Raw genomic sequence first — 25,252 nt, forward strand, 5'->3', positions numbered from 1 at the left:
AGCGCTGCTCGATCAGCCGGACCTGGTGCGCGATCTCGTCCGGCGAGCGGGACGGCTCCAGCACGACGGTGGCCGTCCGCCCGCCGCGGTAGGTGAACTGCAGCGCCACGCGCCCGGGCTCGCCCATCCGCGCGGTCACGTGCAGGGGGTGCCCGCCCGGCCCGCCCCGCAGCGCGCCCTCGGCCTCGCGCAGCAGCCACAGGTCGTCCTCGCGCCCGAGGCTCGGCTCCACCAGCGGGTCGCCCCGGCGCAGCGCCGTGGTGAACCGGTCCACATGGTCCACACTGGACGGATAACGCCACCGCAGCACCTCGGTCAACAGCTCCGGCGTCCACTCGCGCACCTCGGCCAATTCCGGAGACAACCGGCCATCCAGTGACTGCACCCACGCGAGCACCACCTGGTGGTCTTGAATCTCACGATCCAGCAACAACTCCGCCGGCGAACCGGTCGCTGTCCGCGCCGCCTCCGCAGGCGACACACGGAAGGACGTCACCACCTCCTTCACCAAACCGGCCGCCAGCACGTCCAACGTCTGCCGCGGCCGCAAACCGACCCGGCCGGACTCCCAGTCGTAGACCGCGGACGCACCGGTGTACGGCGCCAGGCGGCCCCGCGCCGCCTCGTCGTCAGGGAATGCATCGAGCAATCCGCCTCGGGTCAACGCGAAGGAGGAAGCCGCCTTCTCCTCGATTCGACGCACCACCTCGTCCGCGGACACGCCCAGCGCCTCGGCCACCACACCGGCACCCCGCTTCGCGAAGTCCGCGATCTCCGCCCGCCCCACGTCGTCGATGCGATTGAGGACGACCTCCGCCGGACCAGGTACGCCCTTGAACTCGGGGTTGTCCTCCCAGCGGGTCACGTGGATCGCGCCCATGGCTGTCACCGTGGCACGCCACCAGCCGGAAATCCGCTCGATGGGCACCTCGACGTGCAGGACCTTGCTGGTGCCCGGAACCGGGCCGCCCAAGAGCAGGCTCGATCCGTCGACATCCACACCACCGGGCGTGTAGTGCTCGTAGATCAGGATTTCGTGGTTGACGAGGTGGGAGAGCAGCGTCGTACCCGCCACGACGAGATCAGAGGTGGACACCGCCATCCGGACCTCGCGGTCCCTGCGCTCCTGGATCGAACGCACATCCTCTCTGGACGGGAAATACGAGCTGTCGGTGAACAGTCCACGCTTTGCTGCCATCCCAGCGGGGTCCACAGTGGAGACGAGATAGAGGGGCCCCTGCCGTTCTATGAGTTTGCGGTACGCACCGGTCCACACGAAGTCGCCCGACACTTCACCCAGCGATCCCGGCCGGAGATGCTGCGGCACGGCGTCGCCAGGAGAGGGGACAGTACGTCCCGGTTCTCGTGGCATCCCCCGCTCGCTCAGCGCCAGCGACTGGTACAACTGCCATTCCCGGAGCTTCGCACCCGGGGAGGTCACAGCCTCCGGCACGAGACTGGTGACCGCCGGACGGCGATCTTCGGGCTGGGTCTCGAGCAGTGGACCGGTCATCGAATCGACAGCACGGGGCAAGAGATCCAGTGCCTGCCGCAACGCCGTTTCCAGCGCCATACGCCGGTCGGTGGCGGTGACCGGCACCGGCGGCACCGTCAGCTCCGCGGCCGCCAGTTGCTCGACACGGGTGTGCACGTGCAGCGGCGGGAGGTACAGCTGCGGCCTCGACAGTGCCTCGTTCGCCCGCACTTGGAGGGCCACTTCCATGCCGCTGTCGAATTCGATGAGCCAGAGGACCCGCCCGTCGACCGGGTCGGCAACGGGCCTCGCCGCACTCACCCCGGGCAGGACACTGCCGAAGACCTCCGCCACCGTCGGGTCGACCACAGCGGAGTCGGTGACGGCCTCGCCCTCGGGCCAGACCTCGGACAGGACCAAGGTCCGCCCGGGCAGTCGCGCAGCATCGCTCTCTCGGTATTGCCGCAGGGCGGACTGAACCGCCCCGTCGAGCTCGCGCACCACGCCCGACCGTCCGGGAAGTGCATCGGCGGCGTCCGTCCCCGGCGAATAAACTCCTCGGAAGGGCAGCGACGCTCGGGTACCGTCTGGGCGGATCACCCGGATCGTGTCCGCGGCGCCGCTCAAGCCGTCCGTCGGCCTGCCGTCGATGAGCAGTTCGACCCGGCGGTCACCCTTGCCGTACGCGCTTTCCGCGGCGTCCCAGTGCAACCGCTCGTCCCACCCACCATCGTCGCCGGACGGGGGCGTGCTGACCACGATCGACCGCGTTCCCGGTTCGGTCCGGATCCAGACGACGTCCCCATCCGGGTTCGGGGCGGAGTAGTAGAACCACTGGTCCGCAATGCGATCGACGACCGACGGCGGCACGTGCGGCATCGCCAGCCGGGTCAGTTCGTCCAGCAGGGCGGCCGGTGTGGCGGGCCGCACTGGGATCTCCAGGTCGTAGAGCGAACTGATCGGCCCTTCGTGGACCAGCGGTTCCGTGGATCCCACGATGTCGAACTCCCGCGCGATCCCCGCTTGGTGCAACCTCTGCCAGGACTCGTGGTCGATATTGAGAAGGCCAGGCCCCGGTTCCCAGCTGTACCGGTCGTAGATGTGCAGCTGGTAGTCCACGCGCACGTCCGGCCGGGCGCGGTCAGTGCCAGGCACCAGGGTCACGGCGCCGCTGACTGCGTAGTAGAACGTGCCCACACCCCAGTGCCAGTTCTTGCTTTCATTGGAAACACGAGGGGAGTCGATTCGTTGCCATGCAGTGGAGAACCGGAACGTGCCCGACTGGCCTCTCGACTCGGCGGCGTGGGCGAGGCGGAGCGCTTCGAAGCGCACCTGCGTGGTCGCGTCCTCCCGGAGGGACGTAAGGTCCCGGAGCACACGGTGCGGATCCAGGATGAAATCCCGGCCGCTATTGCCGAGGAAGTGCAGCATCATTACCGCGGCCGCCGGTTTGCCCCTCATCTGACCGCCGAGAGCGACAGCGTGCCCCACGGCTTTGAAGGCGTAATCCCAGACGGTCGGTGTACGGCTCCCCCACACTCCAGAGCCGCCACCGATGAGGTTGAGGCCTGGGACGGGCTTCGGAGGACGGCCAGGCAGCACCGGCCCGTCTGTCACGCTCGGTTCGGCCGGCATCCAGTTCGGTGTCGAGACGTCGATGCCGTGCAGCGCGAGGGCGAACAAGCTCGAACGAAGTCGGGCGAGCGCATCGGCGACCGGGTCGAGCACCCCCAGCTCCGCGGTGGCGAGGGCCCGTTCAAGACCGCGCGCCTCCGCGGTCACTGCATCAAGGGCTGCCCGGGCCCGACGGGGGAGGTGCGTCTGCTCAGCTACCCGGGCTGCCGCGTCCAGGATGCGAGTCACGAGCTCGGACTGGCCCTCCCCCCGGTACACCACCTCGGCGATCTCGACCAGGTCACCGAGCGATACGCCGTCCGCGGTGGACACCGCTCCGAGACGGTCCGGCAGGAGCTTGGCCGCAACCGTTTCCCAACGGCCACCGTCGTTCCGGGCCTCCGGACCGATGAGCCGGCCGAGCGCGGCGGACAAGTGTTCACGGGCGAGTTCGCCGCGCGCCGGCGTGCGATGCAGGAACCGGCGGTCGAGAGGGCCGCCGATCGTCTCCATCCAGGCCCTGAGGACGCGTTGGCGATGCAGTTGCTCAAGTGCCGACGCTCCCGCGCGGACGTGCGCCCGGGTCGTCAGACCCGGCTCGTGGCGATCGAACCACTCCGCCATTCGCACGAGGCTGTCATGCAGCTTGCTGATCTGCACTGTGAGTGGAACGGGGTGCTGCTCAGCAGCGGACGGATTGGGCCACCCGGCCTTCAGCGTCGCCACGGCGGAATCAAACTCGTCCCATTCGAAGAAGATGGATAACTCGGGTGTGCTCCCCGCCGGCAGAGCGTGCTTGAGGTGCTCGAAAGCTTTCGCAACATCCGGCAGGAGCTGCTGGAACTCCTTGCGGTCCACCCAGCCTTCCGCGTTGTACTCGCCCGCACCGGGAATCCGCTCACTTCCGGCGAGGACCGCCCTCTGTGCGGCCACTGCACGCAGTGCCTCGGCGATGGCCCGCTGCTGTTCGCCCGGAGTCGACTCGGCGGGCAGGATGAGCCGGTGCATGTCCGGGTGGCTGGTCGTCAACCACAAACGCGGCTCGCTCCAGGTTGAGCCGACCCGGACGTCCAGGGCCAGGGCACGCCCAGCCTGATCGGTCGCCGTCAGGATGACCGCGGACTCGCTGTCCATGACCTCGAGGTCGCTGAGGAAGTCGTCAAGACCCGCCATTGTGGTGGCGTTACGAGCGATCTCGGCGCTGAGCGGTGCGGCACTCACCTCCGGGTGCCTGGCCGCGGCATCGGCCGAGTTCTCGACCAGACGAGCGACCATGTCGCTGACCAAAGGTATGGACATCTCGCCGAGTCGCGCCAACGGCAGCGACGCCTCGAACTCTGCCGCGGTTCCGGAGACTCGGGACGGCGACCTGGCAGCCCTGTCCCGGATGTGGAGCGTGAACCGCGACCCGCGCCTTTCCGCGACCACCCGCATTCCATGGAGCGTCTCGGCCACCCGCACGTGCGCCATGCCCAGGAGCTTCTGGATCTGCTGCTGCATGGTCTTCACCAATGACCGATCACGCCCGAGGCTCGGCTCCACCACCGGGTCGCCCCGGCGCAGCGCGGTGGTGAACCGGTCCACATGGTCCAGACTGGACGGATACCGCCACTCCACCACCTCGTCCAGCAGCTCAGGCGTCCACGTACGCACCTCGCTCAGCTCCGGCGAGAACCGTCCGTCCAGCGACTTCACCCACGCGAGCACCACCCGAAGATCGCGCTTCTCACGATCCAGCAACAACTCCGCCAGCGAACCGGTCGCCGACCGCGCCTCCTCCGCAGGCGACACACGGAAGGACGTCACCACCTCCTTCACCAAACCGGCCGCGACGACGTCGACGGGATTCCCGGCAGCCAGGCCGACCCGGCCGGACTCCCAGTCGTAGACCGCGGACGCGGTCAAGTAGGGCGAGAGCCGGTTCCAGGCCGCCCGATCGCCACCGAAAGCCCGGTCGATCCCGCGCGGGCTGAGTTCGAACGCCTCGGCGAGCTTGTCGTCGATCCGGCGCTCGACCTCGTCCACCGTCAGCCCGAGCGCGTCGGCGATCGTCTGCGCGCCCCGCTTGGCGAAAGCCCCGATCTCGGTGCGGGAGGTGCCGAGTGAGGCCACCACGTGATCCGCGGCCGGCGCGAGCTCACCCGGGTGCGCGGGCCGGTGGTCGGCGTCGGCGGTTACCGCCGGGGAAGTTCCGCCAGCCCCTGCTTCGGCAGATCCATCGCGTCCAGCAGCAGCCACAGCGTCCGGCGTTCCGCCGCCGTCACCGGGATGCGGTGCTTGTTCAGCAGTGCCACGGTCGCCTGGGTCAGATCCAGCCAGTCCTGCTCGTCCTGGGCGTCCGTCAGTTCCCAGCGGTCCGTCTCCGGGATCCGCTCCCCGAACGTCGGCCGCAGCGTCTTCGCCGTCTCCGCGATCTGCGGCTCCGTCAGACTGCTCACCTCGGTCAGGGCCGTCAGCTGCGCGGTCGCCCGCTCCAGCAGCGGGCTCAGCCGGCTCGCTCGTGCCGGTTGCGCGAACGTCTCCAGCAACGTCCGCAGTTCCGCTCGTTCCCGGGTCGACACCGGACTGTCCGCCCGGCTCAGCGACCCGATCAGCGCCTGGACCGTCAGCAGCCACTCCCCCGCGTCCCGGTTGCGCGTCACCGCTCGCAGGTCCTCCGGCGCCAGCCGGTCCGCGAACCGTTCCGGCAGCCTCGCCATCCGTGCGGCCACCTGTTCCTCGGACAGCGTCACGGCCTCCGCCCTCTCCCCGCTCCGGGTTGACCCGCACGCCCGGGCCGTTCGGGTCCGGCCGCGCGTCCAGGATCTTGTTCTGCTTGTCGACGACGATGTCGACCCGCACGCCAGCGTAGATCGCGCGCACCAGCTGCTGCTTGTCGCGTTCCGGGACGTCCTCGATCCGGTCCTGGCGGATCGCCTCGTCCGCGGCCTCGGCGAGCACCCGCTCGATGCCGCCGGGTTCGTTCCACCACGCCGCCGGGAACAGCGCGGCTCCGGGCGCCCGGCTGGACGGCCCGAGCTTGCTCGCCAACCGCTTGGCGACCTTCGGGGGCACCGTCACCGGGGTGGCGGATCGGGGCGGCGGCGCGGGCGGCGGGTTGCGCACCACGCCGCGGCCCTGCTCGGGGTAGGCGGTCAGGATCCCGTACCCGGGCAGCACGACCACGGCGACCCGCACCCCGTCGCGTTCGGCGGTGAGCCGCCAGGTCTGCGGCCCCTCCTCCCACTCGGCGTGGTCGGGGTGCCGGGCGACGCGCTCGATGATGTCCGACACCGCGCGGTCGTCGCCCCAGCGCGACGGGAACTCGGTCTTGTTCGGCTTCCCCAGCCCGCTGCGGTGACCGCCGCCGGTTTCGTCCCCGTCGAAGATGTGCGCGGTCCGCTCGGGCGGCAACCGCAGGTCCTCCGGCGACGGGAAGCGCGGGTGGTTCGCCACCGCGTCCCACCCGTTGGGCCGCGTGCCGTCACCGAAGGCCGCGATCGCCTCGGGCACCGTGCGGTCGGCGGTGACCCGCACGACCGCCATGCCGACCTCGTCACCGGCCAGCGCCGCCTTGCCGGTGAACGCCACCGGCAGCGCCGGTCCGAGGACCGCGAGTTCGGCCCGCAGCCCGGCCAGGTCGGGGTGGATCCGGACCACGGCGGCGTCGGTACCGTCGGTGCGCCGGAGCGTGTAGTGCCCCGGCGCGTCACCGGCCCGCTCCAGGGTCACCGGGCCGGGGATGCCGAGGCGGGCGCCGACGTACTCGGCGACCTTGCCGCCCGCGAACGAGCGCATCGCCCGCGCCGCGTCACCCGCGGCCCGCTCGGCGGCCACCAGCCGGTCGAGGAACCGGACCTCGGCCGGCTCGGCGTCCTGCTCCTGTTCCGGCCGGCGGGCCGGTTCGGTCGTTCCTTCCGCGTACCGGGCGGCGAGGTGGTCGCGGCGGGCGATGAGCGTCTCGGTGAGCTGCCCGGCGAGCGCCGGGTCCGACACGGTGGCGTGGACGGCCCGGCGGATCGCGTCGTCGCTGATCGACGCGACCGCGCGCACGGACGCCCGCTCGAGGTCCGCCGGCATGCCCCGGAACAGTTCCGCCGTCCGCGGGCTGCGCACCGGCGACCGGAGTACGTCCGCCTCGGTCACCGCCGGCCCGAACGGGAGGTGGCCGTCGACCGCGCTCTTCGGGGCACCCGTGCTGGTGTGGGTGAGGGCGCCGCCGAACTCGACGCGCATCGGGCCGCGCGGGGTCCCGACGACGTTGCGGCCCTCGTACCCGTGCAGGTCGGAGTGGCCGAGCCAGGCGTCCGCACCGAACAGGGCCCAGAACGCGCGCCGGTGCTCCTCGCTGACCGGCGCCAGGGACGTCACCGGACCGGTGTTGTCCACCCACCGGCTCGCGACGCCGAGTGGGCGGTTCTCGCCGAACCGGCCCTCCAGCCGCACCAGGCGGGTCTCCGGCAGCGGGGCGTCGATACCGGTCCCGGCGCGCACCGCGTCGGCCACCATCCGGTAGAGCTCGCCGGCGAGCACCTCGACCTCGGCCTGCTCGGTGGAGGTGGGTGCCTTGACGTACCAGCTGGCGTCCGGTCCCTGGAACAGGGCGCCGGGCAGTGACCCGCGCCGCCCCGGCACCTCGGTCATGCCGTCGAGGCCGGGTAGCGCCTGCCCGGCCAGGGCGGTGTTGATGATGCGGGCATCCCGCTCGGCGACGCGCAGCAACGCGGAGTCGCGGTAGGGCCAGCCCTTGCTCTCCCAGTGGCGCTGGTAGCGGCCGGTGTCGAACAGCTGCTGCCCGGTGATCCCGCGGCGCAGCAGCTCGGCCTGCTGCCGCGGGTCCATGCCCTCGGCGACGTCGAGGAGGGCACGTGCGCGCACCTGGTGCCCGTCCAGGCCGTGCGACCACCGCAGGACCGTCGTCAGCTCGGGCCCGGCGGGCGGCACGCCACCGCTGTGGTCCCCGCCCGTCTGCGGGTCGAACCGGTGGGTGACGGCCTGCGCGAGCCCGGGTTCGGCCGGTGCGGGCTCCGCGCCCGGGGTGCCCGGCACGGCGGGCGGCCGGACCGGAACCGTCCGGAGTGGACCGTCCGCGACGCGCGCCGACTCGACCGTGCCGTCGGCCCGCACGATCGCGGTCAGGGTCAGCCCGCGGTGTGTGCCGCGGACCTCGAAGGCACCGAACAGGCCGCGGGCGGGCGAGAGGATCTCCGCCGGCTCGCCCGCGATCGACTGCACCGCTTCCCGCAGGCGGTCCATCACGTCGTCGCCGCCGAACCAGGACGGGCCGACGACCCGGCCGCCGGGCTGACCGGCGTCCGGCCGCAGGTCCGCGAGGACGTCGTCGGAGACGACCGCCGCGGCGGGATAGGACGGGTCGGCCCAGCCCCGCGGCGCGACGCCGTACAGCCGGGGCGTGCCCTCGGCTCCCGGGCCGTCCAGGACGGTGCCCAGTTCGCGGGCCAGCGCCTGGCCGAGCGCTCGCGGATCGGCGGCGAGCGCGTCGCGGGTGACGCCGTCGGCCACGGTGACGAGGACGTCGTCCCCCGCCCAGGCGTTCTCGCCGGCCCGCAGCTCGTCGGCGACCCGGCGCGCCAGGTCCTCCGGGGTGGACTGCCCACCACCGTCCAGGACGACCACCGAGGCCAGCCCGGGGCTGTGCTGCACGGAGAACCCGGTGACCGGCGACTCCGGCAGGCGCAGCCGGTCGGCACCGTCGGGCACCGGTGCGCTGCCCTGGATCTCCAGCTGCCGCGCCGCGAGCCACCGTCGCTTGAGGACGTCCCCGCGGCCGAGTTCGGCGAGCTGCCGCGCGATCTCGGCGGCGCGGGCCGCGTGCGTGACCGCCTCGGCCGTCGTGAGCCGCACGGTGACGGTGCGGCCGTCCGGAGTGCGCCAGACGGTGCGCCAGCCGTGCCGGCCGCGACGGCCCCAGTCGATGTCCGCGTCCTGCGGGACCAGGCCCCGGGCGGCGAGGTCGTCGATCACCGCCTGGGCGTCGGCGGCGAAGGTGCCGGCCGCGACCGTGACCGTGTGGTCGAACGGGTCGCCGGTGGTCAGCGTGGCGCCCGGGACGGCGCGCACGGCCTCGTCCAGCGCGGGGACCGCGCCGTCCTCCGGGACCGGTTCCGCGCTCGGCTCCTCGATCCGCAGGTGCAGTGCCTGCCCGGTGTCCTGGTGCACCACCACGACCCGCCCGTCCGCGGTGACCCCGGCCCGGGCGAAGCCGTTGCCGTCGAGGGCGTCGAGCACCGTACGGGCGTCGCCCGGCTCGGCGAGGTGGATCCCGTAGCGGATCGGGCTGCCGGAGCCCAGGTCGGCCAGGGACGTCGCGGACTCCGGCAGGAGCAGCGCCTTGTCGACCGCGCCGACGGCGGCGACGAGCGGGGCGATCCAGTTGCTCGCGTCGCCGGGAGCGGGACGGCCGGGCTCGGTGTGCGGTCCCGGGTCCGGCCGGGCGGCCAGGATGTTCCCCTCGCGGTCCAGAACCATCGCCACCACGACACCGGACCGTTCGCCGCGCACGAACCAGTGCCCGGATTCGGCGTTCCAGCGGACCCAGTCGGGCCGGCGGGCGACGTCGCGCAGGAGCGCGCCGAGTTCGGTGCGCGGATCGGTGCCCGCGTCGAACCACCGGGACGCGATGCGCTGGTGCCGCGGGTCGGTGGCGGCGGGCCCGTGCTGGTGCACGAAGTGGTCGAGCACGTGCGGTTCGAGCTGAATCGCGAGGAAGTCCGGGTGCTTGGGGGACTCCGGTGACTCCGCCGAATCCCACGCGTTGGGCCGGTTCCCCGCTGCTTCGGGCAGGGCGATGTCGTCGGCCGCGGGCGGCGCGAGCACCGCGGCCAGGACCTCCTCGCGACGGCCGGCCGCGGTGTCCGGGTCCAGCGCGGCGACGTGGGCGCGCGCGGCCACCGAGTCGCGGGTCTCCAGGCGCAGCACGTACCGCTGCCCGGTCCCCGGATCGGTCCACTCGGTCGTCACGCCGGGATCCCTGGTGTCCCACCGGAGCTCCCGCGTGTCCAGCCGCAGGCCAGCTTCGGAAAGCGCTTGCAGCACGGCAGCGGAGTCGTGGGCGAAGGTCGCCACCTCCGGCATCCGCACCGAGTAGCGGACCGGTTCGCCGGGCGCGGGTTCCGGCGCCAGCGGGTCCGGCAGCAGGCGCGCCCCTCGCACGGTCGTCGCGACCGCGTGCGCGAGGGGCCGCGTCGCGGGGTCCAGGTAGGTGGCGACCGCACCGTCGGCGAGAGTGCCGAGACCGCCCACCAGGTCGTGCAACGTGCCCAGCGCCTGGCGCATCAGCATGTGCACGACGAACCGCTGCTGCGTCGCATCGCCGGGCGCCTGGCCGGAGATCCGGATCTGCGCCGGGGTGGACTGCGTTCCGTCCGCGCCGACGCGCGGCGGGATCACCTCGTAGGTGCCGGGCGGCAGCTCCGAGTCCACCGTGGCGGCGACATCGACGGTGACGTCGTCGTAGAACAGCCGGACGCTCCGCGCCCCGATGTCGGCGCGGACCGGGAGCGTGGCGGTGTTCCCGTTGAGCTGCACCGGCATCGCGTCGCCGAGACCCGGCGCCGTTGCCGCCGGCGTCACCACCGTGACCGGGGCGGTGGTGCGGCCGATCCCGCGCAGGTAGTCCTCGATGCGTCCGGCGACGTCCGCGGTGTGGTCGGCGGTCTCCGAGCGGACGGTGCCCACCGTCCGCCGCACCGGGTCGGTGGGCAGGTCCGCCACGTCGCGGAGGTTGACCGCGTGGTGCGGGCGGTCCAGGCCGGGCACACCGTCGGCCAGGGCACGCAACGCCCGGTCCAGCAGTCCGTCCAGCTGGGCGGCGATCGTGCCCTCCCCGACGAGGATCGTGGCCTCGGCGGTCTGCCGGGCCGTGCCGTCGGCCCCGACGAGCCACGAACCGGGGTCGACGTGCACCTGGTTCGCCGGGACCCGCGAGTCCAGCCCGATGTCGAACGCGATGCGGGTGCCGCCGTCGAAGTGGGCGAGCAGGGTGCCCTCGGCGGGATCGCCGGTGAGCCCGGTGACCCGGCCGCGGTCGGGCAGGGCGGTGGAATCGGGCGCCGGCCGGTTCTCCTGGCGGTGGCGGAGCGCCTCCCCGAGCGCCTCCTCGTCGGCCGCTTCCCCCGTCGCGGGCTCACCGGTCCGGATGGTCTGCGGGAGCGCACGCCAGGAGGTGCCTTCGCGCAGCCGGGCCATCCCGCCGCGCGGCACGGAGCGCCCGTGGGCGTGGGAGACCGAATCGGCCCGCACGACCGGCGTCTGCGCGAAGAGGTGACCGAGTGCCTGCGTCATCGCGATGCGGCCGGTGCCGGCGGCCTCGCTGAGGTTGGTCGACATCTGGGAGGCGATGCGGATTTCCGCGGGCGCGGTCTGCGCGTTGCCCTCGAAGCGGCCGGCGTGGGTTTCGACGGTGCCCGCGGGCAGGGTGTCGTCGAGCACGAGCCGCGCCTGCACGACGTGGCCGTCGCGTGAGGTCAGGGTGAACAGCCCGGTGTTCTTGTCCACCTCGGCCTGGCCGTCGACGCGTAGTTCGTGGAGCACCTGGGTGGCCACCGCCTTCGCGGCGTCCGGCCAGTGTGTGGTGCTCTCGGGCGCCGCCTCGGGCCCGAACCGCCGGGTTTCCCCGGCGACCGTGCGGTGGTCGCTGGTCTTGGGCTGGTCGTCCGCGGGCGGCTCATCGGTGTGCGTGCGGTGCTCGTCGAGCCCCGGCACCTGGTCACCGGCGGCGCGCCGGTCGGTGATCCGCGGGCCGTGCTGTTCACCCTCGCCCGGCTGCCGGGTCTGCTGAGCGTCGGCGCCGTCCGGGCGGGCGGTGTCCGCGGACGGGTGGCCGTCGGGGCGACCGGCATCCGCCGACTGGCCCTCGCCCTGCCGGCCGGGCTGCGCCGTCTCGCCGTCCGGGCGGCCCGCGTGGGCCGGCTGCCGGGCGGTGTCGTCGCCGGTGCCCGGCCGGGACGCGGTGTCCCCGGGCTGCCCGGCGGCCGCCTGCTGCCGGGTCTCACCGGCACCTGCGGCGGCGGTCTGCCGTCCCGCGTCACCAGCGTCCCTGGCGCTGCTGGCGGCTGCCGGCCGGGCGGCGTCAGCCGAGGTCGTCTGCCGGCCGGAGTCTGCTGTGGACGTCCGGTGCCCGGACTCGCCTGCGGTGCCGTTCTGCCGTGCCGCCTCGCCGGAGTTCCCGGTCTGCTGACGTCCCGGCTCCCCGGTGCGGGCGGAATCCGTGCTCCCGCCGCCGGTCTGCCGCCCGCTCTGGGTGCTGCCCGTACCACGCGATCCGGCCTCGCCCGTGCGCGCTCCCGCGTTCCCGGCCTGAGATCCACCGCTCCGCGCATTCCCGGTCTGCGCATTACCGGTCTGCGTATTCCCGGTCTGGGCGCTCCCGGTCTGCGTATTCCCGGTCTGGGCGGCCGCGCTCCCGGCACCCGCGCCGGCGGCACCCGGATCGGTGAAGCCCGCCCAGGCACCCAGGTGCGACGGCGTGGCGGTCGGGGACGGCGCGACGAACCGGGTGAAGTCCGTGTTCGTCAGGTGCGCGAGGTTCATGTTGAAGCTCGCGAGGTTGTGCCCGACATCGTGCCAGGACGCTTCGCCGATGTAGCGTTCCCAGGCGCCGCCGACGGCGCCGCCCCACGCGGCGTCCTTGATGGAACCCCAGCTGAGCGGGTTGTCCGACCCACCGCGCTCGGCGCGCACCGGCAGCACCTGGCCGTGCTCGTTGACCGTGTAGCTGCCCCATTCGCCGGTGGTCGCCCACTGCCACGCGTTGCGCCCCCAGGCGTCGAGGTGCTTCGGGTCCGTGAGCGCCACCGATCCGAACTGGCCGAGCACACCACCGACGGCGCCGGTGATCAGGAACCCGTGCACTGTCGTCGCCAGGCCGATCGGCGCCCCGCCGAGGCCGGCGCCGGCGAACGCGGCGAGGGTGTTCATCAGGTGGTACGAGTAGTTGCCCCCGGTTTCGTACATCGTCATCAACTGGGCGCCGACGTCGGAGGTGACGCCGAACATCAGCGCGCTGCGGAGGCCGTAACCGACCATGCGGTTGCCGAGCACCCGGCCGGTGGACAATCCCTGGTGGCGGATGGCGCCCGCTACCGCGTCGTCGATCACCGTCCGCAGCTCGGCGGGCACCCGCTCACCCGCCGCGGTGGCCGCGCCGCGGAAACGGTTTCCCAGCTGGACGGCGATCTCCCGGTTGACCGCCTTGCTGGCGAGCTTCCGGACCGCCTCACGACCGAGCCCCTGCTGGAGCGCCTCGCGGATCAGTCCCTTCTGCACCTCGTGTGCCGCCTGGCGCCCGGCGATGCTGGAGAACCGGAGGTTCGACGGGAGGTGGGTGACCATGTCCACGCCGCGCCGGACACCGGCCTGTCCGAGGTGCGTCAGGCCGGCGCCCGCCTTCTTCAGGCCCTCGGCCAGCCCGTGGGTCAGCGCGGCCTTCGACGCGGACCAGGTGAACTCCCGGGTGACGACCTTGATTACGATCGTCTGGATCGTTTCCCACGCTTTCAGGACCACCCGACGCAGCACCGGACCCAGCGCGCCGAGCACGATCGGGACCTCGAGCAGCGACGCGCCCCACGTCGGCAGCGCGCTGATCAGACAGCGGACGAGCTCGTAGGCCATCATCAGCATGTTGGCCTGGTAGCTGTTCTTGGTCAGCACGATGGTCTGCAGGTACTGCTGCGTGCCCTGCGTCAGCTGCCCGGCGCCGTCGGCCAGCTGCAGCACCGTGCTGGCGAACTGCGACATCATCATGCCGAACTCGGCGGGCGCGGCACCCTGGTACACCTGCTGGATCAGCTCGGTGCCCTTCGAGGCGGCCACTTGGAAGTCGTAGGTGTCGCCCTGCTTCTCGGCCCAGAACTTGACGATCTCCGCCACCCGGTCCGGGTCGGCCTTCGGGTATTCGCCGAAGAGTCCGTTGATCACGGTGGTGGCCTTCACCGGGACGATGGGGAACCCGAGGAACTGGTTCCACGCATCGATGAACTTGTCGATCTCCCCGGCGAACTCCATCATGGCGGTCGCGAAGACGTCGGTGGGCCCATCCAGTGGATTGCTCACCGCTCACCTCCCCAACTCACCACGAACCCACACCCGGACCGAAATCGTGCGACGAACGCCGTGCTCACGTCTGCACGTTGTTGACCTTCCTGAGGTTCTCCAGCTCCGCGTCGAACTGGGTCAGCGCCGCGTCCGCCACCATCTTGCCGATTTCCTCGAGTTGATCACCGAAGGTGGCCATCGCCTTCAGCACCTGGTGAGGAGCTTCACCATAGGTCTTGAGGAACTGGGCGCCGAGCTTGTCCGTGCCGAACGCCTCCGGTGTGGCGATCCGGTCGTGCTCGCCGACCGCGGCCCTGGCACGACCGGCGAAGTCCTTACCCGTGCCGCCCAGGTGGCGGCCCATACCGGCGATCTCATGGGCGCTCACGTTCTGCTGGACGAACCCGGTCATCGCTCGTCCTTCCGCTCGGCGTAGACCTCGGCATCGGCGCGGTACAGGTAATCCATGTCCCCGGCGCCGTCGAACTGGAGCTGGTTGCGCAGTTCGGTGAACTCCGGGGAGAACTGCTCGGCCATGATCTCCTGGATCTGGGCCGAAACCTGGGCGACCGCTTCGGCGGAAGCCGCCAGAATGGCGGCCTGCAAGCCGGGCGCGTCGGGTTTGCGGAACACGCGGGGGTCGATCTCCAGATCGACGAGCTGCCCGCGGGGGCCGACCACCACCTTGACCATGCGGTCCGGCGACCACGCGACCCCGGTGATGGCGAGCATCCGCTGGTGCGTCTTGGGAATGTTTTCCGTGACCTTCTGCAGTTCCTCCAGCATGTCCTGAAAAACCGGGTCTACGCGTTCGGAAGAGAACTCCACGACTACCTCCCATCCCTTCGTCCATCCCGCACCGCGGCGACTTTGCCCCGGGCGGTGGGCACTCCGATAGCATTCGGCGCGTGCACGCCAAGCGTCTTCGAACGGCACTCGTCACCGCGGCGACCGGGCTCGCCGTCCTCACGGTGGCCCCACCGGCCGCGCAGGCCCAGCAGAACTGTGTCGTTCCGGGACAGCTTCTGGTTCCCGTCCCGTGGTCCCAGCAGTTGCTCGCCCCGGACCGGGTCTGGCCGCTGAGCACCGGAGCTGGGCAACGGGTGGCGGTCGTCAGCACGGGCATCACCGACAACCCGCTGCTCGCCGGGCACATCGCCGAGCGCGCAAACTTCGCGCCGCCGGACACCCGGCCCAGCGGCAACCCCGACTGCGCCGGCTCCGGCACCGGCGTGAGCGGCATCATCGCCGCACAACCGAGCGATGCGGCAGGATTCCACGGTGTGGCTCCCGGTGCGCAGATCCTGTCCGCGAAGGTCGTCGGTGACCAGTACCCGGCGGACCGGAACCCGCGCGGAACGGTGGCGCCCGAGACGCTGGCCGCGGGGATCAACTGGGCGGTCGACCGCAACGCGACCGTGATCGCGGTGCCGGTCATCACCTACGACGACAGCCCCGCGCTGCGCGGTGCCGTGCAGCGCGCGCTGTCCCGCGACGTCGTCGTCGTGGCTGCCGTCGGCCAGCGGGCGGCGAACGAGCCGCCCGGCCTGGTCCCCTATCCCGCCGGCTACGACGGCGTGATCGGCGTAGGCTCGATCACCGAGAACGGCGGCATCGCACCGGACTCCCGTCCCACCGCGGTGGACCTGGTGGCACCCGGGGCGCACGTGATCACGACCTACCCGAACAGCGGACTGGGCACCGCGTCCGGCACCGAGTTCGCCACCGCCTACGTGGCCGGCGCGGCCGCCCTGGTCCGCGCCCACCTGCCCCATCTGTCCACTCAGGACGTCGCCCGGCGTCTGTTCGCCACCGCGACGCCCGCTCCGGAGGGCACCGGCAGCGCATCCTACGGTTACGGCCTGGTGAACCCGTACCAAGCGGTGTCCGACGAGGTGGTGGCCGGCAACCCGGTGGCGCTGCCGCCGATCGTGCCGACGACGGTCCCGCCGGATGTCGCCGCCCGCCAGGCGGCCGAGGACCGCAGTGACACGTGGGCGCTGGTCCTCGCCGCGGCCGGTCTGGCCCTCGTGGTGCTGGTGACCGCGATCGTCGCGTTCGGACCGCGTGGCCGTCGCCGCCGCTGGCGTGCCGGGCTCGCGTCCGTCCCGCAGGACCGGCCCGAGGACGAGCGCCCCGAACCGCCGGTGGAACTGTTCAGCGACCGCCCCAAGCGGTCGTGATCCCGCGTCGGACAACGATGTCCTCCTGTGCAGTTTCAAGATGTGCGACAAACCGGCCCCGGAGCGCGGGCACGCTCCGGGACCGGCTGGGCCGAGACTCGCCTCAGATGCTGAAAAAGCCCCTTGCCTGCTGGTCCTTCTCGAACGCGTTCTCCGCTGCCCGGATCACCGCGTTGCCCATGTCGTTGTGCGTGCTGGCGTAGCTGTTGACGCGCTGGTTCCAGATATCCTGGGCGTCGTCAAAGGCCCTGGCCGCCGCACCTTTCCAGTCGTCGGCCAGGATCGCCTTGGCCCTGGTCTTGAACTGCTCGAACAGCTGGATCAGCTCGCCGGACTTCGTGATGTTGGTGGTGCCGGTGTCGCCGACCGTGCCGTCGTAGCGCAGAACCATGTCTGTCCCCTTCCCGAAGTTGGCGGCGCCGTCACACGGACGCGGTTCCGCCGAGCCGGCCGAAGTTCATGCCACCCGAACCCGGCGCGATGGCGTTGATGACGTTCTGGCTGTCGAGATCCTGGTTGGTCAACAGGTTCGTGGTGCCGGTGATGCCGTTGACCAGGGTGTCGAGGATGGGAGCCAGCTGGCTCTTCCAGAAGTTGAGCATCTCGTCCTGCTTGCCCAGCGCGGCGGTCGACGCGCCACCGAGCCAGCTGGCGCCGACCACACCCGCGTAGTCGGCGTGGATGCTCGAGCAGAGCTGCTCGCCCTGGTCCTTGGCGTCGCTGAGGAGAGTCCTCAGGTTCTGGGTCTGTGTCTCATCGAGTTTCAGGGTCATACCTGATCACCCCCGTCTAGCGGACGTTGCACCGCCAGCGTAAGTCGCGTACCTGACAGTGCTCCGTCGCGCGGCAGCGCCCAGACGAGGAGCGCATCCCCAGGTAAACGCTTATTGAAAATTGTTCAACAGCGCCACGGGTGCGGGGCCACTACGGGACCGCTGTCACCATGGCCGCGGCGGGGTTGAGCGTGGGGCCCTCCGGGATGCGCTGCACCAGCGCGGCCGGCATGTCCACCGCCGAGGCCGCCGAATACCCCAGCTGGGCCAGCACTTTGTCGTCGGGCACCGGGTACCGCAGGCCGGTGTCGGTCACGAGCGTGTACGCCCCCGCGGTGGCGGTCGCCGAGGGCAGCACCCGCACCACGGCGACGCTACCCGGCGGGACCAGCACCCGGTCGGCCAGCTTGGTGCCGGTGCTGCTCTCCAGACTGGTGCTGATGGCGGCGTCCAGGACGCTCGCGTCGCCACCGACCGAGATCACCGGATCGGTGCGGGCGTCGTGCGTCTGCGAGCAGAGCGTCACGTCGGACCCGTCGGGCACGGTGACCAGCTCCGGGGGCAGCGACGGCGGTGCCGCCTCACCCTGCGCCGGCGCCAGGGCCGTGCTGGTCGGCGCGGCGTTCGCGGCCGCGGCGGGGATTTCCCTGGGCGTCACCGAGTACTGGCCGGACAGGATCCGCACCTGCAGCTCGGTCAGCGGGGCCAGCCCGTCGGCCCGGACGAGGTAGTACTGCACGCCGCGGGAGAGCGGGTAGTACACGATGTCACCGACGCTGGACCCACTGAGCACTGTGGACGGCGAGCCCTGCCCTGGCACGTCGATCCGGCCGATGTCCTGCCCCACCGGCAGGCCGTTCAACCAGGCCGTGCCGGCCGCCACCGCCGTGGCCCTGGCGCCGAACAGGGACCTGATCACGGCGGCGTCGGTGATCCGGTAGCGGTGGTTGTTCCACACGAGGTGGACCGTGCCGTCCGTGGCGTCGCGGGCCAGGATCGCGCGCTGGCCCAGCGGGGTGCCGCCGGGCATCGCCTGCCCCACCAGCAGGGTCGTGGTGGTCATCGGCCCGCCGGCGAAGTTGCGGCCCAGCACCGAGCACATCGTCCACGGCGTCGCGGCGGCGCGGCCGGCGGGCGGCAGCGAGGCCGGCGCCCCGGGGATGCCGACCGCGGGCCTGCGGGCCAGCCCCGCCAGGTCCGCACCGGACACGCGGTACGGACCGGCCTTTTCGGCGCTGGTCAGCAGCCGCGCGGAGGCGTAGTTCAGCGTCGGCTGCAGCTCTCCGGAACGGTAGACGAACGTCGCGCCCGTCTCGCGCTCGATGACCACCGCACCGTCGGTCTTCCAGGACGTGCCGCCGACCCCGGTGAACACGCCGTACACGCCGAAACCCGCGGCGACCAGCACCGTGATCATGATCCCGGCGAACAGCGCGCCCACTCCGCGCCGCAACGGCGTCAGCTCCGGATCGGTCTCGTGCACGATGAGCGCGGAGGTGACCCGCTGCATCATGAACTGGTAGGCCTGCAGCTGGTCGCGACGAGTGGGCACGCCTCTCCCTCAGCTCCCTCAGCCGATCGAGGCCATCAGGCCCTGGACATATGCGAAGAATCCGGTGATGAAGCCCGCGAACGGGATCAGGGCCACGATAGCGGTGACGTCCACGATGTCGGCGATCCGGCCGAGCCAGGGCGAGGGGTTCTTGCGGCTGTACACCACCCCGGCGGCCGCGACCAGCAACGCGATCACCACCAGCGCCAGCAGGACCAGCCCGGACCCGACGTTTCCGGCGGCGGTGCCGAAGCACCAGCGGGTGAGCAGCGCGAACACCCACAGCCCGGCGGCCAGCAGCGGGATCCGCTGCCGCGGCACCGGGAACAGCCGGGCGCGCAGCAGCAGCGCCGCGCACGCGAGCAGCAGCATCAGCAGCCGGGAGCCGCCACCGTGCGCGGCGAGGAAGATCGCGGCGAGCGCGCTGATCAGGGCGCCACCGGAGAGCAGGCCGGTGAGCAGCTCGTCGGCGCGGGCGGCCGCGTCGAACACCGCGGGCGTGGCCGGCTGCGGCTCGTCGTTGAGCAGGTCGGCCGGACGCTGCGGGAGCGCGGGCAGCGGGACGCGGCCCAGCCGCAGCGACAGCCACGGATACCCGGGCAGCAGGCCGATCGCGATGGTCAGGACCAGCGCACCGGCCGCGTCCGGGGCCATCCAGTAGCCGAACAGCGCCCCCAGCGCGCCGAAGAACCCGGTGGCGATCGCCGCGACGAACACCCGGCTCGCCGCGCCGACGCCCAGGTAACCGACGATGCCGAAGACCAGCACCGCGATCATGCCGAGCAGCAGCTGCGGCGCACCGAACCCGAACAGCCGCAGGTGGTCCGGCGCGGTCGGCAGGTAACCGCCGAGGAACGCGTACGGCAGCGCCGAACCGGCGAACACCGCGCCCGCGTAGGCGTCCGGCACCGCGCGGGCCACCACGATGCCCAGCGCGGTCAGGACCACCGCGGCGGCCAGCGCGACCAGGCCGGCGCCGAGCCAGGGTGGTTCGAACGACAGCGAGACCAGGCTGCCCCCGCACAGCAGCACGGCCGCGATGACCAGCCCGGCCCGCCGGGTGGCGGCGCGGCCCCAGCTGCGCCCGTACCGGCGCGCGCCGCTGGCGATGGCCTCGACCACGTCGTCGTACTCGATCTCGGGCCAGTCGACCGGACCGGGGACCAGGTGCAGGATCTCGCCGTCGCGCACCTCCTGCGCGGCCAGCGTCTGCCTGCCGTCCAGTCGTTCACCGGTGGGGCGCCGCAGCGACCAGCCGCCGTGCTGCTCCCCGGTGTCCGGCGCGTCCTCGCCCGCGTGGCGCAGGATGTAGGGCAGCAGTTCGGCCACCGGCACGTTCTCGGGGAGCGCGACGTCGATCCCGCGCTTGGGCGTGGTGATGCTCACCTTCGCGAGGGTCGTGCCCATCGCCGACGTCATGCTGCCCCTACCTCCAAATTGGACCCCGAGCCCGGCTGGGAGAGTATCCATTAAATCGCGACACTAGGCTTTGCGGAAAGCTCTATGCTGGCGCACCCGGGCGCTCGGGAGGTTTGCGGTCTTGGGAACGATCATAGTCAAGCGGCCACTCCGGCGGCCCGCGCCTGACCTGCCCTCGGGCGACGTGGTGCTCGATCCCCCACCGGAGAACCCGCCGCCCGGCGGCAAGAGCTGGACGCGGGTGCTGATGATCCTGCCGATGCTCGCCGGCACCGGCGGCATGGCGCTGCTGATCGGCGCCGGCCGGTCCGGCCCCCTGATGTACGTCGCCGGCGCCATGTACGGCATCGCGGTGCTGGGCATGATCCTGTTCCAGATCATCAGCCAGGGCGGGCAGGGCGCGAGCAAGCAGGAGATGATCGCCAGCCGCCGCCGGTACATGCGGCGGCTGTCGCAGCTGCGTGCCCAGGTGCGGGACACGATCGAGCAGCAGCGCCGCGCGATGTTCTACCGCCACCCGGACCCGGCGCGGCTGTGGTCGACCGCGCAGAGCGCGCGGTTGTGGGAGCGGCGGCCGGGCGACTGGGACTTCACCGTGATCCGGATCGGGCTGGGTTCGCAGGAGCTGGCCACGCCGCTGGTGCCGCCGGAGACCAAGCCGATCGACGAGCTGGAGCCGCTGTGCGCGATGGCGCTGCGGAAGTTCGTCACCACCTACTCCACCGTGCCGGACCTGCCGGTGGCGGTCGCGCTGCGCGGGTTCTCCCGGATCCACCTGACCGGCGACGACGACCGCAAGCGTGCGCTGGCCCGCGCGCTGGTGGCCCAGCTGGGCACGTTCCACGCGCCGAGCGACGTGCTGACCGCGTTTTGCGTGCGCGACCGAGAGCTGTGGGACTGGGCCAAGTGGCTGCCGCACGCGCTGCACCCGGCCAAGACCGACGCCGTCGGCCAGATCCGGCTGGTCGCCCCCAGCGTCACCGCGCTGGAGGCGATGCTCGATGACGTGGTGGCCAACCGGCCGCGGTTCAACCCGGGCACCCAGCCGATCGAGGGCTCGACGCACGTGGTGGTGGTCGTCGACGGCGGCGACACCGGCGGCTCGGAGCACCTGATGATCGAGGGCGGGGTCGAGGGCGTCACGGTCGTCGACCTCTCCGGCGAGCCGCCGCGCCTGCTCGACGCGGCCACGCTGGTCCTGGACATCGCCCCGGACGGGCACCTGACGAGCCGCACCATGGACGGCGCCGGTGACATCGGCACCGCCGACGCGCTGGGCATCGAGGAGATGCGCGGCCTGGTGCGCACCCTGGCACCGCTGCGGCTGTCCGCGCTGACCGCGAGCGAGCAGCCGCTGTCCGGGTCGCTGGAGCTCACCGACCTGCTCGGCCTTGGCGACCCGTACGAGTTCGACCTCGCCAGGAGCTGGGAGGCGAGGTCCAACCGGGACCGGCTGCGGGTGCCGATCGGCATCACCGCCGACGGCAGGCCGATGGAACTGGACCTCAAGGAGTCCGCGCAGGACGGCATGGGCCCGCACGGCCTGCTCGTCGGCGCCACCGGGTCCGGCAAGTCCGAGCTGCTGCGGACGCTGGTGCTGGCGCTGGCCGTCACCCACGACTCGGAAATCCTCAACTTCGTGCTGGTCGACTTCAAGGGTGGCGCCACCTTCACCAAGCTGGACCGGCTGCCGCACACCAGCGCCGTGATCACCAACCTGGCCGACGAGCTGCACCTGGTGGACCGCATGCTCGACGCGATCGGCGGCGAGCTGGTGCGCAGGCAGGAGCTGCTGCGCAAGGCGGGCAACTACGGTTCGCAGCGCGACTACGAGAAGGCCCGCACCGCCGGCGCGCCGCTCGATCCGCTGCCCGCGCTGCTGATCGTGGTGGACGAGTTCTCCGAACTGCTCACCGCGCGGCCGGACTTCATCGACATGTTCGTCCAGATCGGACGCGTCGGCCGGTCGCTCGGGGTGCACCTGCTGCTCGCTTCGCAGCGGCTGGAGGAGGGACGGCTGCGCGGGCTGGACTCGCACCTGTCCTACCGCATCGCGCTGCGCACCTTCTCGGCCATGGAGAGCCGGGTCGTGCTCGGCACCCCGGACGCGTTCCAGCTCCCCCGCTCCCCCGGCAACGGCTTCCTCAAGACCGGGGTGGACGAGCTGACCCGGTTCAAGGCGGCGTACGTGTCGGGTGTGCACCAGCGCGGCACCGTGCAGCGCACCGACGACGAAGGCCGCCAGATCGATCCGGTGCAGGACTACTCCACGGCCTACCTGCGGCCGCGGCTGGCGGAGCAGCCGCTGGAGCCGGCGCGGCGCGAGTCCGACGACCTCGGCGAGACGCTGATGGACGTGCTGGTGGCCCGGCTGGAGGGGCAGGGCGCGCCGGCGCACCAGGTGTGGCTGCCGCCGCTGGAGCAGCCCCCGACGCTGGACAAGCTGCTGGAACCGCTGGTGCACGATCCGGACCGGGGTCTGACCACCGGGCAGACCGAGTACCTCGGCGCCCTGCACGCCGCGGCAGGGGTCATCGACCGGCCGGCGGACCAGCGCCGCGACGTCTGCTGGCTGGACCTGTCGGGCGCGGGCGGCAGCGTCGCCATCGTCGGTGGCCCGCAGAGCGGCAAGAGCACCGTGATCCGCACGATCATCGGCAGCCTCGCACTCACCCACACCCCGGCCGAGGTGCAGTTCTTCTGCCTCGACTTCGGTGGCGGTGGCCTCACCGCGATGCGCGAGCTGGCACACGTCGGCGGGGTGGCGACGCGGCGCGACGTCGACCGGGTGCGGCGCAGCATCGCGGAAGCCCGAACCCTTCTCGCCGAACGGGAACAGCGGTTCGCCGAGCACGGCATCGACGGGATGGGGACCTACCGCAAACTCCTCCGGGACGGCCGGTTCCCGGAGGACCGGTTCGGCGACCTGTTCCTCGTCGTCGACGGCTGGGGCACCCTGCGGTCGGAGTTCGAGGACCTGGAGCCGGGCGTCACCGAGCTGATCAACCGCGGCCTGGCGTTCGGGATCCACATCGTCGCCAGCGCCAACCGGTGGATGGACCTGCGGATGAACGTCCGCGACATGTTCGGCAGCCGGATCGAGCTGCGGCTGGGCGACCCGGTCGATTCGGTGATCGGGCGACGGCAGGCGGCCGGTGTCCCCGAGCAGTCCCCCGGACGCGGCCTCGCGCCCGACGGCATGCACTTCCTGTCCGGCGTGCCCCGCATCGACGGGCAGGAGACCGCGGCCGGCCTGGCGGAGGCGGTCAACCAGTTCGTGCACACGGTCAGCGGTGCGTGGGCCGGGCCGCGTGCTCCGCGGGTCCGCCTGCTGCCCGCCGAACTGCCTTACGCCGAGCTGCCCGCGCCCGGCGCGGCGGGGATCCCGATCGGCATCTCCGAGACCGACCTGCGGCCGGTGCACCTCGACTTCGCCGCCGATCCCCACCTGATCCTGTTCGGTGACGTCGAGTCCGGCAAGAGCACCTTCCTGCGGGCGCTGGCGAAGAGCATCATGACGCGCTACTCCCCGGCCGAGGCGCAGATCGCGCTGATCGACTTCCGGCGGAGCATGCTCGGGCTCATCCCGGACGAGTACTTGATCGGTTATGCGACGACGAGCGGAACCGTTCAGGAAATGACGCGTCTGACCATCGACGCGATGCAGAACCGGCTGCCGGGAGGTGACATCACGCCCGAGCAGCTCCGCTCCCGCAGCTGGTGGACCGGGCCGGAGCTGTTCATCCTGGTCGACGACTACGACCTGGTCGCCCCGAACCCGCACGACAACCCGCTGACCAAGCTGCTGGAGTTCATGACCCAGGGCCGGGACATCGGGCTGCACCTGGTGGTCACGCGCCGCACGGGTGGCGCCGCGCGGGCGATGTTCGACCCGGTCATCGCCCGGATCCGGGACCTCGCCTCGCCGGGGATCCTGATGTCGGGCAGCCGCGAGGAGGGGCCGCTGCTGGGCAACATCAAGCCCCAGAAGCTGCCCCCGGGCCGCGGCTGGTTCATCACGCGTGGTGCGGGCGCGCAGCTGGTCCAGCTCGCGCACCTGCCCGCCGACGAGTAGGACACCCCGGTACGGGGGTTGACAGGGGATGGTTGCCTGAGTGCGGCGGGTGCCGGCCGACCCCTACCCCCGGCCGGCACCCGCTGCCAGCCAGGCAGCACGAGGTCAGGGAGGGACACCATGGGACCGCGGCCCGATCCGGAGCCCACGACGCCGATCGCGGGCTGGGTCTCCCAAGGCAAGCCGTTGAAGATGGACCCGGCCTCGTTCCGGGGGTACGGCAAGAACATCGCGACCCTGCGCGGCAACCTGGAGAACGACACGCTGGTGGCGAGCACCTCGCTGCAGGGCGGCGGCAAGGACATTTCGATGAGCACCGGCGGTTTCCCGCCGGGCACGCAGATGCAGCAGCTGTGCTCGCGCAACGCGGGCGAGATGGCGGCGTTCCTGCCGGACATGGGGCAGAACATCGCGGCGATCTCGTCCGTGGCGCTGATCATGGCCGAGGTGTTCGCGGGTATGGACGGCAGCAACGCCGCGATGCTCAACGCGGTCCAGTGGGCGCTGTGCATGCCGGGCGCCACCAAGCCGGACGGTCTGCCCGCCGGCCTGGATCCGAAGCAGACCATCGAGAGCCTGATGCAGAAGAAGGGCGAGATCCGGGCCGACCCGCACGAGGACCAGCTGATCAGCACCTTCACCTACACGGGCGTGGTCATCGAGGTGTACCGCACCGGTGACGGCGGCACGCGGAGCGTGACGAGGACCCCGGAGGGCAGGACCGAGACCCTCACCGACAAGGACGGCAAGACCGTCTACACCACCACCGTTCAGCCCGACGGGCAGACCACCACCACCAGCTACGTCAACGGCAAGCGCGCGGGCAAGACGATCACGTCCACGACCACCGAGAAGCACGGCGCGAACGTCAGCGACGAGGTCACCACCACGACGCGGTACGACGCCGAGGACACGAAACTGAGCGTCAGCCACGACCACGTGAAAACCACCAGCTTCCCGGACGGCACCCACATCCGCGACTACTACACGGTCGACGAGAAGGGGAACCGGACCAACGAACGGCACATCGGAGCACAGGGCGACCCGGTGACCGGCGAGGACTGGGAGAAGCTCGCCCAGCAGCGCATGGACCGGTTGCGGCGGACCACGGGAGGGATGTGACGG

The 25,252-nt window shown here is 71.8% G+C and carries 10 protein-coding genes (1 of these 10 only partly in view); 3 read left to right on the top strand and 7 right to left on the bottom strand.

What is annotated here, in order from left to right:
• The 3 genes from FHX45_RS06870 to FHX45_RS06880 all read right to left on the bottom strand — a co-directional run.
• A protein-coding gene (locus FHX45_RS06870) for an EndoU domain-containing protein (protein WP_167097715.1) crosses the window boundary here: on the bottom strand, positions 1-14,143 show its 5' end (the start). Its footprint begins 23,465 nt before the window's first position; only the first 14,143 of its 37,608 coding nucleotides appear in the window; the start codon lies at positions 14,141-14,143; its stop codon lies off the left edge, out of view.
• 64 nt (positions 14,144-14,207) lie between these two features.
• The gene (locus FHX45_RS06875) at positions 14,208-14,537 is read right to left on the bottom strand and encodes a hypothetical protein (protein ID WP_167097717.1); all 330 of its coding nucleotides are present in this window, start codon (positions 14,535-14,537) and stop codon (positions 14,208-14,210) included.
• Positions 14,534-14,911 carry a YbaB/EbfC family nucleoid-associated protein gene (locus FHX45_RS06880; protein ID WP_167097718.1) on the bottom strand — a complete coding sequence of 126 codons (378 nt, stop codon included), beginning with the start codon at positions 14,909-14,911 and terminating at the stop codon, positions 14,534-14,536. The genes FHX45_RS06875 and FHX45_RS06880 overlap by 4 nt, the downstream gene beginning before the upstream one ends.
• Before the next feature lie 122 nt (positions 14,912-15,033).
• On the opposite strand from FHX45_RS06880, the gene FHX45_RS06885 reads away from it, so the two are divergent.
• Entirely contained in the window at positions 15,034-16,308 is a 1,275-nt protein-coding gene (locus tag FHX45_RS06885; protein WP_341771380.1) for a S8 family serine peptidase, read from the top strand.
• A 103-nt stretch (positions 16,309-16,411) separates the two neighbouring features.
• Here FHX45_RS06885 and FHX45_RS06890 read toward each other — a convergent pair whose 3' ends face one another.
• The 4 genes from FHX45_RS06890 to eccD all read right to left on the bottom strand — a co-directional run bounded on the left by FHX45_RS06890 (position 16,412) and on the right by eccD (position 20,052).
• Positions 16,412-16,699, bottom strand: a complete 288-nt coding sequence (locus tag FHX45_RS06890; RefSeq protein WP_167097720.1) for a WXG100 family type VII secretion target — start codon at positions 16,697-16,699, stop codon at positions 16,412-16,414.
• 31 nt (positions 16,700-16,730) lie between these two features.
• Positions 16,731-17,081 (bottom strand): hypothetical protein, encoded by a 351-nt coding sequence (locus tag FHX45_RS06895; RefSeq protein WP_167097722.1) that lies wholly within the window; start codon positions 17,079-17,081, stop codon positions 16,731-16,733.
• A gap of 151 nt (positions 17,082-17,232) precedes the next feature.
• Positions 17,233-18,633: a type VII secretion protein EccB gene (gene eccB, locus FHX45_RS06900; protein ID WP_167097724.1), complete on the bottom strand. Its 1,401-nt coding sequence runs from the start codon at positions 18,631-18,633 to the stop codon at positions 17,233-17,235.
• A gap of 18 nt (positions 18,634-18,651) precedes the next feature.
• Positions 18,652-20,052 (bottom strand): type VII secretion integral membrane protein EccD, encoded by a 1,401-nt coding sequence (gene eccD, locus FHX45_RS06905; RefSeq protein ID WP_167097726.1) that lies wholly within the window; start codon positions 20,050-20,052, stop codon positions 18,652-18,654.
• A 121-nt stretch (positions 20,053-20,173) separates the two neighbouring features.
• Between eccD and eccCa the strand changes: the two genes are divergently transcribed.
• Complete coding sequence (gene eccCa, locus FHX45_RS06910; protein ID WP_167097728.1) at positions 20,174-24,127, top strand: type VII secretion protein EccCa; 3,954 nt, start codon at positions 20,174-20,176, stop codon at positions 24,125-24,127.
• Positions 24,128-24,247: 120 nt separating this feature from the next.
• On the top strand, positions 24,248-25,249 hold the full coding sequence (locus FHX45_RS06915) for a hypothetical protein (RefSeq protein ID WP_167097730.1): 1,002 nt from the start codon (positions 24,248-24,250) through the stop codon (positions 25,247-25,249).
• Positions 25,250-25,252: the final 3 nt, after the last annotated feature.

The organism is Amycolatopsis granulosa, from assembly GCF_011758745.1.
GTDB classification, from domain to species: Bacteria; Actinomycetota; Actinomycetes; order Mycobacteriales; family Pseudonocardiaceae; genus Amycolatopsis_E; species Amycolatopsis_E granulosa.

Coding starts and splice junctions, on each gene's coding strand:
- FHX45_RS06875 (WP_167097717.1), bottom strand. CDS start 14,537: ATGACCGGGTTCGTCCAGCAGAACGTGAGCGCCCATGAGATCGCCGGT.
- FHX45_RS06915 (WP_167097730.1), top strand. CDS start 24,248: ATGGGACCGCGGCCCGATCCGGAGCCCACGACGCCGATCGCGGGCTGG.
- FHX45_RS06895 (WP_167097722.1), bottom strand. CDS start 17,081: ATGACCCTGAAACTCGATGAGACACAGACCCAGAACCTGAGGACTCTC.
- FHX45_RS06880 (WP_167097718.1), bottom strand. CDS start 14,911: ATGCTGGAGGAACTGCAGAAGGTCACGGAAAACATTCCCAAGACGCAC.
- eccD (WP_167097726.1), bottom strand. CDS start 20,052: ATGACGTCGGCGATGGGCACGACCCTCGCGAAGGTGAGCATCACCACG.
- FHX45_RS06890 (WP_167097720.1), bottom strand. CDS start 16,699: ATGGTTCTGCGCTACGACGGCACGGTCGGCGACACCGGCACCACCAAC.